Origin of the sequence: Phytobacter sp. MRY16-398, assembly GCF_003925915.1 — a bacterium.
Lineage (GTDB): Bacteria > Pseudomonadota > Gammaproteobacteria > Enterobacterales > Enterobacteriaceae > Phytobacter > Phytobacter diazotrophicus.
Genome location: NZ_AP018756.1, coordinates 2,447,629 through 2,460,940 on the forward strand (window position 1 = coordinate 2,447,629; position 13,312 = coordinate 2,460,940).

Here is a 13,312-nt window from a genome sequence, read left to right on the forward strand (position 1 = left end):
CATCCGCGCCTCGTTGGTTATTCAGCTTTCGGCCTCTGCCGTGATACAGGACATCCAGCATGAAACGCGCGTCTACTATAACATTGTCTCTTATTGGCGCTTTTAGCGCTATTCAGATGGCCTGGGCTGTGGATTATCCGCTCCCACCGGCCGGAAGTCGTCTTATCGGTCAAAACCAGACTTACACCGTTCAGGAGAGCGATAAAAACCTGCAGGCTATTGCCCGGCACTTTGATACGGCGGCAATGCTGATTATCGAAGCCAATAACACTATCGCACCGGTACCCAGAGCGGGTACGGTCGTCACCATTCCGTCGCAAATGCTGCTGCCGGATACGCCACGGGACGGGATCGTTGTTAACCTTGCTGAATTGCGGTTGTATTATTATCCACCCGGCAAAGATATCGTTCAGGTCTTCCCGCTGGGGATTGGTCAGCAGGGGCTTGAAACGCCGGTCACAACCACCCGTATCAGCCAGAAGATCCCCAACCCGACCTGGACGCCTACCGCAGGCATCCGCGCGCGTTCGCTGGCGCAAGGCATTGAATTGCCCGCTGTGGTACCCGCCGGGCCAAATAACCCGCTGGGGCGCTATGCGCTGCGTCTGGGGATAGGCAACGGCGAATACCTCATCCATGGTACCAGTGCGCCTGACAGTGTAGGGCTGCGTGTCAGTTCAGGGTGCATGCGGATGAACGCTGCGGATATTCAGTCTCTGTTCTCACAGGTGAATACCGGTACGCGGGTCACCATCCTTAACGAGCCGGTCAAATACGCCGTAGAACCCGATGGACGCCACTATATCGAGGTACATCGACCTCTGTCGCAGAACGTCGGGGAGAATACACAGACGCTGCCTATCTCGTTCCCGGCAGGACTGGCGAGCACCATAGAGCAGGGTGGTGGTGACAGGGCGCTGATAGACAAAGCGTTATACCGACGTGCGGGTTATCCCGTCGCCATTCCGGCGAACAAAAGCGGCAAGGTAACAACGGAAAGCGTTGTATCGGCACAGAATCGTGATGCCAGTGCAGATGTGAATACGGAAGAAAGCGGGAAGACCGTGACGCAGTAAAAACAGGGAAGGGAAAATCGCAGACAAAAAAAATGGCGCACAATGTGCGCCATTTCATCACAGGTACTCTTACTTACGGTAAGAATGAGCCTGGTTATCCAGACGCTGGTTAGCGCGAGCTGCGTCGTCTTTAGCAGCCTGAACGTCGGAACGGATTGCGTTCACGTCGTTGCTCAGCTGGTCAACTTTAGCGTTCAGAGTCTGAACGTCAGAAGACAGCTGATCGATTTTAGCGTTGCTGGAGCAACCAGCCAGCAGAGTAGAACCCAGGATTACCGCGCCCAGTACCAGTTTAGTACGATTCATTATAAATACCCTCTAGATTGAGTTAATCTCCATGTAGCGTTACAAGTATTACACAAAGTTTTTTATGTTGAGAATATTTTTTTGATGGGAATCCACTTAAATTTGATCGTTCGCTCAAAGAAACACCGACTTTGTATAAAACGTTAAAAAAAGTGTGATAAAACAGCAAGCTTCCATCGGATTCATCTTAGATAATAAGCAGTTTAAATAGTGAAATCCGATTTGCTTTTTTATTCGGGGTGACTTCTGATATATAAAAAAAGCGCCCGAAGGCGCTTTTTTAAACACGAATATTCATCCGGGTATTATTACAGGACGTGTACAGATGCCGTGTTGGTGGTGCCGCTGGAGACCAGTGCGCCGGAAACCATGACCACAACATCGCCTTTCTGCGCCAGACCGCTCTGTACGGCCAGCTCTTTGCCCAGGCGGTAGAAATCATCAGTAGAGGCGATTTCTTCAACCAGTTGCGCGACAACGCCTTTGCTCAGTACTAGCTGACGAGCGGTGGTTTCGTTAGTGGTCAGCGCCAGGATGGTGGCATCCGGGAAGTATTTACGTACTGCACGTGCAGATTTACCGCCCTGGGTTGCAACCACGATCAGCGGGGCATCCAGTTTTTCAGCCGTTTCAACCGCACCACGGCACACCGCTTCGGTGATACGCAGTTTGCGGCTGTCGTTGTTGAAATCCAGACGGCTGGTCATGACGCGATCGGTACGTTCGCAGATGGTCGCCATGATGGTCACTGCTTCCAGCGGGTACTTACCTTTTGCGGATTCACCAGACAGCATGACTGCGTCGGTGCCGTCGAGGATTGCGTTCGCCACGTCACCTGCTTCCGCACGGGTCGGACGCGGGTTCTTGATCATAGAGTCCAGCATCTGGGTCGCGGTAATAACCACTTTACGCGCGCGGATACATTTCTCGATCATCATCTTCTGCGCGAAGATCACTTCTTCAACCGGAATTTCTACGCCCAGGTCACCACGCGCAACCATGATACCGTCAGAGGCTTCGAGGATTTCGTCGAAGTTATTCAGACCTTCCTGGTTTTCGATTTTGGAGATGATCTGGATGTTCTCGCCGCCGTGCGCTTTCAGGTGCTGACGAATTTCTTCCACATCAGAACGCTTACGGATGAAAGAGGCAGCAACAAAGTCAACGCCTTGTTCGCAACCGAAGATCAGGTCTTGTTTATCTTTTTCAGCCAGCGCTGGCAGAGCGATGGATACGCCTGGCAGGTTAACGCCTTTGTTTTCGCCCAGGTCACCGTTGTTCAGTACTTTACAGATGACTTTGTTGCCTTCGATGGCGGTGACTTCCATGCCGATCAGGCCGTCGTCAACCAGTACCGTGTTACCAACCTGCAGATCGCTGGTGAAACCTTCGTAGGTTACTGCAACGGTTTCCGTGTTGCCGATAACCGTTTTGTCGGTGGTGAAGGTGAAAGTCTGGCCCGCTTTCAGCGAAACATCATTACCGCCTTCGAGTTTGATTGTGCGGATTTCCGGACCTTTAGTGTCCAGCAGAATCGCCGCTTTTTTACCGGTTTTGCTCATTACGTTGCGCAAGTTCTGGATGCGCTGGCCGTGCTCAGCATAGTCACCGTGAGAGAAGTTCAGACGCATTACGTTCATTCCTGCGTCCAGCATTTTTGCTAACATCTCTTCGGATTCGGTTTTCGGACCGATGGTGCAAACAATTTTGGTCTTTTTCATGACAGTCTTAGTCTTTAAGTTGAGAAGGATATGGAAATCACGCTCCGGTTAGTGCGAAGCTTCGGAGTCAAACCTGTGTTACGAAAGTTGCAATGCCACAGCCTAAGGATAGGTGACATCAAAAAAGCGTGCAGAGTAATGTGTGCCTGTGTTTCAGCCCAGCCGGGAAAGTCATAATGTAATGGTTGAGTTTTACAGTTCAATGAGCTGAAACCATTCAAGAGTGAATAGAATGCCATTATACGATGAAAATCGGGCAAAAGGAAAATGAAAACGCTGTTTCAAAAATCATCTGGGCAGTTTCACAACGAAGTGTTATCAACGTGTTAAGTTATCACAAAATTGAATTTGCCTTGTTGACGTGAAACTAAAACCTTTGCCCACAAAAAGGCAAAGGTTCAGTAAGGGATACGGATAAAGCAACTATCGATTTATGCTAACAAATTTGAAACAAATACTCAGGCGTTCGGCATACGATGGCCACAGCTTAACCGATTTAGCTATGAAGCAGTTTCAGCGCGTGAGCATGAACCTCGGGGCAACCCGCCGCCAGAACATGCCCGCCCGCCTCAGGACGACCACCGCTTAAAGTGGTTACAACGCCGCCTGCCTGCTCAATGATGGGGATTAACGCCACAATATCATAGGGTTGCAGGGAATATTCCAGACAGAGATCAATCTGTCCGGCAGCCAGCATCGCCATGGCATAGCACTCCCCGCCGTAACGTGTCATGAGCGCGGCGTCATCCAGCGCAGCAAAATTAACCTCCGGGAAACGGGAAACCGGTTCAGGCGAGGTGATGTGTAAAATCGCCTGGTCCACAGAAAGTCCTTTTCGGGTGTTCAGTGGAGCGGTTCCCTGTGGGCCACTGCGCCAGGATTGCCTGCCATCTGCCCAAAAACGTTCACCGGTAAACGGTTGGCTCATCATGCCCAGATGCCCACGGCCTTCAACGGTCAGGCCAATGAGCGTTCCCCATACCGGAATACCACACAGGAACGGCCGGGTACCGTCAACGGGATCCAGCACCCACTGCAACGGCCCGCTTCCGGTGATCCCGAATTCTTCGCCCATAATTGAATGGTCAGGATAGCGGGCGTCAATGATGGCGCGAATGGCGCGTTCAGCTTCGCGGTCCGCATCGGTCACAGGATCAAAGCGATAACCCTCTTTCGGTTTTGTGTCTACATGCAGATTTAACTGCGAGCGAAAACGCGGCAATGTCTGTTTGTCTGCCGCATCAGCAAGTTCATGCAAAAAAGCGATGTCGGGTACAGCGTGGTTCATGATTGAGTCCTCATCAACGAAATTAGCGTCAGTCTTCCATGCTCGTTATTGCTCGATTGTGCATTTTTATTGATTTTTCTTCAAATGATTCTGATGAGTTTGTTGCGCAATTAATAGAATCAAGAAGTTGCTCGAAATGAAGTGAACATGATCGAGCGTGTCGGTTCTTACGGTCTCACCGTTACCGGATGACAGAAAGTGCAAAGCGCAGGACATACAGACAATGGATACTCAAACACCAGACGTCGTGGACGTATGTACCGTCTCAGGACGAATCCTGGTCAATTATGTCAGAACCCGGAGTGATAAAGATGACGATAAAAGTACTTGGCTATGCCGCACAATCGAGTAAGGCTCCCCTTGCTCCGCACTATTTTGAGCGTCGGGGTCCCAGAGCGGATGATGTGGTTATCGATATTCTGTATTGCGGCGTGTGCCACTCAGACTTACACCAGGCGCGCAACGACTGGGGGTTTAGCCAGTACCCGCTGGTGCCGGGGCATGAGATCGTCGGCCGCGTCACCCGCGTAGGTCCGGGCGTGAGTAAATTTAAGGCCGGAGATTTAGTGGGGATCGGTTGCATGGTGGATTCCTGCCGTGAGTGTTCCTCCTGTAAGCAGGGGCTTGAACAATATTGCGAAGAGGGCAACATTCAGACGTACAACGGCATTGACCGCCATGACCACATGCCGACCTACGGCGGTTATTCGCGCTCTATTATCTGTAGTGAAGATTTCGTGTTGCGCATCCCGGAAAACCTTGATGTACAGGCCGTTGCGCCGTTACTTTGCGCGGGTATTACCACCTGGTCGCCGCTGCGTCGTTGGGGCGTAAAAGCTGGCAGCAAGGTCGCCGTCATTGGTCTGGGCGGGTTAGGGCATATGGCGCTGAAACTGGCGCATGCGATGGGGGCGGAAGTCACGTTGTTCACCCGCTCACCGGGCAAAGAGGCGGATGCGCGGCAACTGGGTGCGCAACACGTGGTGCTCTCGACCGATCCGCAACAGATGGACGCCGTGAAAGGGCAGTTTGAGCTGATTATCGACACCGTACCTTATGCCCATGATATCAATCCGTATATGCCAACACTGACGCTGGACGGCACACTGGTGTTCGTTGGTCTGTTAGGCGATATTGAACCGGCGGTCAGTACATTACCGATGATTCTGGGGCGTCGTTCTGTATCCGGTTCGTGTATCGGCGGCATTGCCGAAACACAGGAGATGCTCGATTTCTGCGGTAAGCACAATATCACGGCGGATTCAGAGGTGATTCGCATGGACCAGATCAACGATGCCTTTGAACGTTTGCTGAAAAGCGATGTGAAATACCGCTTCGTGATCGATATGCAGACACTGGTGGAATAAGGTCATACTAAAGGCTTCGGTCAACGCCGGGGCCTTTTTTGAAGGCTGATAAATAAGAGAGAAGAAAAAACAGAAGAAACGCTTGAATGGTGCGTCCGAGTGGACTCGAACCACCGACCCCCACCATGTCAAGGTGGTGCTCTAACCAACTGAGCTACGGACGCACTAAAGAGATGGTGCGTTCAATTGGACTCGAACCAACGACCCCCACCATGTCAAGGTGGTGCTCTAACCAACTGAGCTATGAACGCATTGTTGTGCCTGACAACGGGGACGAATATTAGCGGCAGCCTTGTGATGTGGCAAGAAGAAAATCGCTATTTTCTACCGGAATGCGCCCGACTGCGGAACTTTTATACATGAACGGCATATTTCACTGATGTTAAAGGATAATGATTGAGCAGAATGCATTTCCGGAGCATTGCTTTGACGATTATCCGCACAGTACGTGATTTTGCGTCTTCCCTCTGGCCTGCATTTTATGGCTCAAAAAACCGCAATGCGCCATAACCTTCGCTTAACGGACAGGGGTAAGCACCGGTTGACCTGTAAAATAGGCCTGCAGGTTATCTAACACTAACTTGAATTCCCCGCCCGATTGCCATCAGCAGTGCCATCGCATGATCGGCGACGGAGGTATCATTGGTCCCCGGTCCATGGGCGATGGTGATATTTCGCGCTTTTGCAGCCGAGACATCGATATTTTCATACCCGGCACCCAGCGCGCAGATGATGTCGAGTTTCGGGAGTGCTGTGAGGCATTGAGGCCGGTCGAACCGTTGGTGAGGACGGTGCGGATGCGCTTGCCGTCGTGTTCTACAACCTTCACGCGGTCCGACGCTGTGGGGGCATAGTGTATTTCAAAGCACGCGGCCGCAAGCCGGGAAAGGTGCTCTGATGCAAGTTCAATCGTAACAAGTAAAGGATCGACATAACGGTGCCTTCGTATACTCAACTGACTTCAAGGGGAGGGTTAACACATTCAGGAATCTGCGGGAGATATATAGCCTGAGAATGATCCGCATGCTGCACAAAAGCATGCGACGGCCGGGGGGTGTCGCAAGACAATTGTGTGACAAAAAATCAGGTGAGATAAAACAGATGAATCAGCACCGCGCCAATCAGCAGCCAGCAGGGAAGCGAGAAATAAAAGACGCTTTTATTGTCACGTTCGCTTTTCATGACGAGCAACACCACAAATGCGATGACCAAGAGCGCGATAAAGACGAGTGTGAGTGGCTGGCTGACGGCAATCATCTTCAGTGCGACAAACAGAAGCAGGGTGGAGGCAATGGTAAAAAGTTTGATTTTTCGCGTGAAAGTCACGAAACCTACAACAAAGTAAACTAACGCAACAATGCCAGCCATCAGGCACTCCTTTTGCTGAATTTCTCTCGTTTCACCAGGATGTTTTGCATATCTTCGCGCATTGAAAGCCGGTCGCCTGGCAAGGAAACGTAGCCGCCCGATGACGGCTACGCCGATATTAACGCGCGGCGCGCTGTAAAATGATGGACGACGGCTGGCGCTGGAGGAAACGCATTCTGAGCATCATCAGAATAGCTGCCGACGTCAGCCCAATGATAAAGCCCATCCAGAATCCAGCCGGGCCCATCCGATCAACCACCAGGTCGGTTAACGCCAGTATATAACCTGCCGGTAAACCCAGTACCCAGTAGGCGGTAAAGGTAATAAAGAAGATAGAACGTGTATCTTTATAACCACGCAGAATCCCGCTGCCGATAACCTGAATCGAATCGGAAATCTGGTACAAACCGGCCAGCAGCATCAATTGCGAGGCCAGCGTGACGACCTCAGGATTGTCGTTATAAAGCAGCGCAATATGTTCACGCAGCGCAACGGTAAAGATAGCGGTCAGTACCGCCATGCACACTCCCACGCCAAGACCGGTATGTGCGGCTGTTTGCGCGTCAAGCGTGGACCCTTGCCCCAGGCGGAAGCCGACACGGATTGTGACGGCGGCGGCAAGCGACATCGGCAACACGAACATCAGCGAACTAAAATTCAGGGCGATCTGATGTCCTGCGACATCCACAATGCCCAGCGGCGATACCAGCAGGGCCACAACGGCAAACAGGGTTACTTCAAAAAAGAGCGCCAGCGCGATAGGCAGACCAAGCTGTACCAGACGTTTCAGAACGCCCAGATCCGGTTTGCCAGAATGCGCTTCATTGCGAATGTCACGCATGGACCCCGCCCGTTTAACGTACGAGAGCATGGCGACAAACATCACCCAGTAGACCGATGCCGTTGCCACGCCGCAACCCACACCGCCCAGCTCCGGCATGCCGAAATGACCATAAATAAAGATGTAGTTAATGGGAATGTTCACCAGCAGGCCGAGGAAACCCATCACCATGCCGGGTTTGGTTTTCGCCAGCCCCTCGCACTGATTACGTGCAACCTGAAAGAACAGGTAGCCCGGCGCACCCCACAGCAGGGCGCGTAAATAGCCCACGGCTTTATCCGCCAGTTGCGGATCGATGTCATGCATGGCGTGAATGATATAACCGGCATTCCACAGCACGATCATTATCAGAATCGACACCGTCGCGGCCAGCCAGAAGCCCTGACGTACCTGATGCGCAATACGCTCGCGACGCCCGGAGCCGTTAAGTTGCGCCACCGTCGGGGTCAGTGCCAACAACAGTCCATGACCAAAAAGGATAGCGGGCAGCCAGATAGAGGTCCCAATGGCGACAGCAGCCATATCGGTGGCGCTGTAACCGCCAGCCATAACCGTATCAACGAACCCCATTGCGGTTTGGGCGACCTGCGCGAGGATCACCGGGATAGCCAGGGCGAGCAACTGGCGCGCTTCTGTAAAGTACTTCTGCACTGAAAACACCTTGGTATAGTTGTTATATGCGATGAATGTTTAATTCATTAAAAATATAGATGTGTCTTCTGGTCCGGGACACTGCGGGGATGGTCAGAAATCCAGCATAGCGTTAAGCATTGCGATCAAATCCTTGTTCATCTTGCTTTTCAGTTTGAGTAAACCAGTCAGGCGATCATGCCCATCGGGTCAGTTGTGAATAAAGGAAAGGCGCCGGGGAAAACCAGCACGAAAAAAGCGTCGGGGTACGGTAACGCGTGCCCGAAAAAGTATCGTCGTCTCCCGTCAGTGCCGGGATGTTAACGCGAAGCGGTTGTTTCTTTATTCTATTATCAGAGTTACAGGCAAATCTTACAGCTTGTTGCACATTTTTGCCACGTTAACGATAAGTGAACGTTATCAGTCCCACTGTTTTTGGCAGGTGAGCATTGTACGTCAGTTCCCTTACCTTAGTGTCTGACATTAAAAAAGAGAGGCTGAACATCATGGAATCTGACGCGGCGAAGCAAATACTTTCGCTCTACGAAAAGCATGCTGAGGAGTTCGCCAGGCAGCGCTCTCGTCAGCTATTTGAAAAAAAATGGCTCGACAAATTTTTACAGCTACTCCGGCCGGGCGGGCATATTCTGGATATCGGCTGCGGAAACGGAAAACCCATTGCTGAGTATTTTATTGGCAGCGGCTTTACGCTCACGGGCGTGGACGGTTCAGCGGCGATGATTGCACAGGCGCAGGCGGATTTCCCGACGCAACGCTGGATCCAGCGTGACATGCGCCATCTGGCGATGGATGAGACCTTTGATGGTCTGATAGCCTGGGACAGCTTTTTTCATCTGACACAGAACGATCAACGCGCCATGTTTCCCCTTTTTGCAGCACTTAGTCACCCGGGCAGCGCATTAATGTTTACCAGCGGTACGTCGAATGGCACAGCGATGGGGACATTCGCCGGCGAGCCGCTGTATCACGCGAGTCTCGCGCCTGAGGAGTACCGGAAGATCCTGGCACAGCACGGGTTCTCCGTTGTTGATGTACAGTTTGAGGATCCGGAGTGCGGTTATCACTCTATCTGGCTGTGTAAGAAGGTGAATTGAGATTATCGTGTGGTTTTATACCTCCCTTGCCATCATCCGCCCCGCGAGGCTGGCAACATGATTTTCCTCCTGTTATTGTGCGTTTTAGAAAACGGCGGTGCCGTAAATGACATACAGGAGTGGTAGGCATGTTTACTGGTATTGTACAGGGCACGGCAAAACTGGTGTCCATCGATGATAAGCCCAATTTCCGAACTCACGTCGTCGAGCTACCGGATCATATGCTGGAAGGGCTTGAAACCGGGGCGTCTGTGGCAAACAACGGTTGCTGCCTGACGGTCACGGAGATTAATGGCAGCCACATCAGTTTTGATTTGATGAAAGAGACGCTGCGCATCACTAATCTGGGTGAGTTGGCGGTCGGCGATGCGGTAAACGTTGAGCGCGCGGCAAAATTCAGCGATGAAATTGGCGGGCATTTAATGTCGGGCCATATTATGACTACTGCGGAAATCGTTAAAATCCTGACCTCCGAAAATAACCGTCAGATCTGGTTCAAGGTACAGGATCCGGCGCTGATGAAATACATCCTTTATAAAGGCTTTATTGGGATTGATGGCATCAGCCTGACGGTGGGCGAAGTGACGCCAACCCGTTTCTGCGTGCATCTGATCCCGGAAACGTTGCAGCGCACCACGCTTGGCAGTAAAAAATTGGGTCATCGCGTGAACATCGAAATTGATCCGCAAACGCAGGCGGTTGTCGACACGGTTGAACGCGTTCTGGCGGCCAAAGAGGCAGCGGCCGCTGTCGTCAGTAACGACGAATAATCCCGCGAAAAAAGAGTGAACTAATAAGGGAGAATATGAAAAGTATTCTCCTTTTTTATGCCAGCAGAAAAGGGGCGTTGGTTAACAAGCTGCACTGTCTGACAGAAAGAAAAAACCCCGCAAATGCGGGGTGGGCTGTTAGCGTGCTACGCGAAGTCCGTGTTCAATACCCCGGCTGAATACCACCTGCCAGAGTTGAATATCCCGCGCACGGAAAGCGCCTGCGCAGGCGTTCAGGTAGTAACTGAACATGCGTTTAAACCGTTCGGAATAGTTATCGGCGATTTCTGGCCAACTGGCGAGGAATCGTTCATACCAGGCCATTAATGTTTTATCGTAATCTGCGCCGAAATTATGCCAGTCTTCCATCACGAAATGGGACTCACTGGCATTCGCTATCTGCCGCACTGACGGAAGGCAGCCATTGGGGAAGATATAACGGTCAATCCAGGGATCCACATTATGATCGGTTCGCCGTGAACCGATGGTATGTAGCAGGAAAAGACCATCCGGTTTGAGGTTACGATCAACGACGGTAAAGTAGGTGTCGTAATTTTTAGGACCGACATGTTCGAACATACCGACAGAGACGATGCGGTCGAACTGATCGTTCAGGTCGCGATAATCCTGCAGGCGAATATCGACATCCAGCCCCAGACAACGCTGTTGCGCGTGTTTTTGTTGCTCGGCAGAAATAGTAACACCCACGACGCTGACCGCGTAGTTTTGCGCCATAAATTGCGCCAGACCGCCCCAACCGCAGCCAATGTCCAGCACGCGCATCCCTGGCTTGAGCTGAAGTTTTTCGCAAATCAGGCGTAATTTGGCGATCTGCGCGTCTTCAAGGCGCTCAGCATCTTTCCAGTAGGCGCAAGAGTATTGCATCTGCGGGTCCAGCATGCGGGTAAAAAGATCGTTACCCAGATCGTAATGCTCTTTCCCGACGATCCATGCGCGTTTTTTGGATTGCAGATTAAATAATCTTGCCCCGGCGATACGAAGGGTATCTTTCAAATGGCGCGGAAGCTGTTTTTCCAGCCCGGCACGCAAGACTTTCGTAAAAAACACATCCAGCCGGTCACATTCCCACCAGCCGTCCATATAACTTTCTCCCAGTCCGAGCGACCCCTCCTGCAAAACACGTTTAAAAAAATCAGGGTTTTTAACCTGAATATCAGATGCCGACGGTCCATTAACCAGGATACCGGCGCGGCTCAGCAACTCGTTTGCGATACGGAACCAGTTATCATCCCGTACGCTAACCTCTTCTATACACGATGAACTCATAACTTCTCCACCACCAGCAAGTGATCAGAACCTTAAAAGAGCGTAGACGCTTTTTGAGGTATGTGAGAAATCTCACGGTTTGCGCCGTGAGGCTGATATCCGACGTAGAACAGAGGAAGGGAGATGACCCTTGCCAGAAAGGCCTTCCATGGACAAACGGGAGCGCTCCGGCTCCCGTTAATACTTAATATTTATCGTATTTGTAACTAGCCGGAAAAGAGTATAGGCCTCAAAATCCGGTGATACAACAGAAAACTGTTAGCAAGCTAATCACTAAACTGTAACATAGTCGCTCATGAAATTACGCGTGCGAGGATGACTCACTGGCTTCATCCGCTTGATAACTCTCACTTTCCTGGCGCTGCATACGGTAGCCAAAAGCGACCAGAACAACCGTTGACAGCATCACGCTGGTGGTAGCGAGCAGCGGATGGGTAATCAGAGCCGATACCACCAGGCTTGCGACAAAACACAGCCCTAACTGCAGTGTATTCTGCAAGGCAGCCGCCCGTCCGGTAGCCTGCGGGAAGGGGCGCAACGCCTGAGCCACGACAATCGGATAGATTGCGCCATTTGCCATCGCCATCAGACAGAAGGGGATCAGCAGGGCGGTCAGTGAGGCGCCAGGCATTAACCCCACGCCCCAGGTTGCCGCAACGCTCAATGCGAAGGCCAGCAGCAACCACGGTAATAAACGGGCACCAGACCATTTCTGCAAGGCGGCGCGACAGCCGTAGCCCCCGACCAGAAAGGCGATGGTTTGCGGCACATAACTCAGGCCGATAACCGCCGGGCCGTAGCCCATTTCATGAAGAATAAACGGTGAACCGGTAAGCCAGGCAAAAAAGCTGGCTGAGCAGGCGGCATAAATCAGCACGTTGCCGCGATAGGCTTTATCGCGCAACAGCGCGGCGAAGGTCAGCGCCTGTGCGGTTTTTGCCGGTTTCTGCGCGCCAGGACGCAGACGCAGTGCCGGAAGCATCAATATGACGGTGATAACAAATAATGTGGCGAAGATCGCCTGCCAGGAGAAGTGCGCCAGAATCCAGCTACCAAGCAGCGGCGCAAGGGCAGGCGATAACCCCACCAGCGGCATGATGGTGGCAAAAATGCGGTTTGTACGCTGCGCCGGATAGTGATCTGTCACCAGCGCCTGCCAGGTCACGGCAGCAGCACAGACCCCGACCGCCTGGACAAAACGCAACACCAGCAACAAGACAGCATCCTGAACCCACAGCATACCAAGGCAGCCGACGGCGAAAATGGCCAGGCCGCTTAGCAAAATGGGTTTACGGCCATAGCGATCCGACAGCGGTCCCCAGACCAGTTGGGCAACGGCAAAGCCCGCAAGGAACAGGCTCAGCGTCGCGCTGACCGCTGCGGCAGACGTATTTAAATCTTGCTGAATATCGGCGAACGCCGGCAGGTACATATCGGTGGCCAGAAAGCCCAGTACGCTTAAGCCCGCGAGCCAGACTAAAAATCCTTTTCCAGGTTGCATGGCAGATCTCTTTTTTATGGCAGGTTAACAGGGCTCCAGAGT

General features: G+C 52.1%; 13 protein-coding genes and 2 tRNA genes. 4 read left to right on the top strand and 11 right to left on the bottom strand.

What is annotated here, in order from left to right:
* Positions 1 to 59 precede the first annotated feature (59 nt).
* Positions 60 to 1,076: a L,D-transpeptidase LdtE gene (gene ldtE, locus MRY16398_RS12000; protein WP_041851576.1), complete on the top strand. Its 1,017-nt coding sequence runs from the start codon at positions 60 to 62 to the stop codon at positions 1,074 to 1,076.
* A gap of 69 nt (positions 1,077 to 1,145) precedes the next feature.
* On the opposite strand, the gene MRY16398_RS12005 is transcribed toward ldtE, so the two are convergent.
* The 4 genes from MRY16398_RS12005 to MRY16398_RS12015 form a co-directional block, all read right to left on the bottom strand.
* Positions 1,146 to 1,382 (bottom strand): major outer membrane lipoprotein, encoded by a 237-nt coding sequence (locus tag MRY16398_RS12005; RefSeq protein ID WP_007374746.1) that lies wholly within the window; start codon positions 1,380 to 1,382, stop codon positions 1,146 to 1,148.
* 308 nt (positions 1,383 to 1,690) lie between these two features.
* Entirely contained in the window at positions 1,691 to 3,103 is a 1,413-nt protein-coding gene (gene pykF / locus MRY16398_RS12010; RefSeq protein ID WP_041851575.1) for a pyruvate kinase PykF, read from the bottom strand.
* Between the two features lie 14 nt (positions 3,104 to 3,117).
* On the bottom strand, positions 3,118 to 3,342 hold the full coding sequence (gene ynhH, locus MRY16398_RS31390; RefSeq protein WP_420488971.1) for a protein YnhH: 225 nt from the start codon (positions 3,340 to 3,342) through the stop codon (positions 3,118 to 3,120).
* 257 nt (positions 3,343 to 3,599) lie between these two features.
* On the bottom strand, positions 3,600 to 4,391 hold the full coding sequence (locus MRY16398_RS12015; protein ID WP_041851574.1) for an inositol monophosphatase family protein: 792 nt from the start codon (positions 4,389 to 4,391) through the stop codon (positions 3,600 to 3,602).
* Between the two features lie 311 nt (positions 4,392 to 4,702).
* On the opposite strand from MRY16398_RS12015, the gene MRY16398_RS12020 reads away from it, so the two are divergent.
* Positions 4,703 to 5,758, top strand: coding sequence for an NAD(P)-dependent alcohol dehydrogenase (locus tag MRY16398_RS12020; protein WP_125124435.1), 1,056 nt, complete (start codon positions 4,703 to 4,705; stop codon positions 5,756 to 5,758).
* Positions 5,759 to 5,845: 87 nt separating this feature from the next.
* Here the strand turns inward: MRY16398_RS12020 and MRY16398_RS12025 are convergent.
* The 5 genes from MRY16398_RS12025 to mdtK form a co-directional block, all read right to left on the bottom strand.
* Positions 5,846 to 5,922 (bottom strand) — tRNA-Val (locus MRY16398_RS12025).
* A 10-nt stretch (positions 5,923 to 5,932) separates the two neighbouring features.
* A tRNA-Val gene (locus MRY16398_RS12030) sits at positions 5,933 to 6,009 on the bottom strand.
* Positions 6,010 to 6,324: 315 nt separating this feature from the next.
* The gene (locus MRY16398_RS30905; RefSeq protein ID WP_336513216.1) at positions 6,325 to 6,492 is read right to left on the bottom strand and encodes a hypothetical protein; all 168 of its coding nucleotides are present in this window, start codon (positions 6,490 to 6,492) and stop codon (positions 6,325 to 6,327) included.
* Between the two features lie 349 nt (positions 6,493 to 6,841).
* Positions 6,842 to 7,126, bottom strand: a complete 285-nt coding sequence (locus MRY16398_RS12040) for a hypothetical protein (protein WP_125124436.1) — start codon at positions 7,124 to 7,126, stop codon at positions 6,842 to 6,844.
* 118 nt (positions 7,127 to 7,244) lie between these two features.
* Positions 7,245 to 8,618 carry an MdtK family multidrug efflux MATE transporter gene (gene mdtK / locus MRY16398_RS12045; protein ID WP_071195346.1) on the bottom strand — a complete coding sequence of 458 codons (1,374 nt, stop codon included), beginning with the start codon at positions 8,616 to 8,618 and terminating at the stop codon, positions 7,245 to 7,247.
* 485 nt (positions 8,619 to 9,103) lie between these two features.
* On the opposite strand from mdtK, the gene MRY16398_RS12050 reads away from it, so the two are divergent.
* Positions 9,104 to 9,712 carry a class I SAM-dependent DNA methyltransferase gene (locus MRY16398_RS12050; protein ID WP_125124437.1) on the top strand — a complete coding sequence of 203 codons (609 nt, stop codon included), beginning with the start codon at positions 9,104 to 9,106 and terminating at the stop codon, positions 9,710 to 9,712.
* A 128-nt stretch (positions 9,713 to 9,840) separates the two neighbouring features.
* Positions 9,841 to 10,482, top strand: a complete 642-nt coding sequence (locus MRY16398_RS12055; RefSeq protein WP_041851569.1) for a riboflavin synthase — start codon at positions 9,841 to 9,843, stop codon at positions 10,480 to 10,482.
* Positions 10,483 to 10,620: 138 nt separating this feature from the next.
* Here MRY16398_RS12055 and cfa read toward each other — a convergent pair whose 3' ends face one another.
* On the bottom strand, positions 10,621 to 11,769 hold the full coding sequence (gene cfa / locus MRY16398_RS12060) for a cyclopropane fatty acyl phospholipid synthase (RefSeq protein ID WP_125124438.1): 1,149 nt from the start codon (positions 11,767 to 11,769) through the stop codon (positions 10,621 to 10,623).
* Positions 11,770 to 12,070: 301 nt separating this feature from the next.
* Positions 12,071 to 13,270 (bottom strand): purine nucleoside transporter PunC, encoded by a 1,200-nt coding sequence (gene punC, locus MRY16398_RS12065; protein ID WP_107223162.1) that lies wholly within the window; start codon positions 13,268 to 13,270, stop codon positions 12,071 to 12,073.
* Positions 13,271 to 13,312 lie beyond the last annotated feature (42 nt).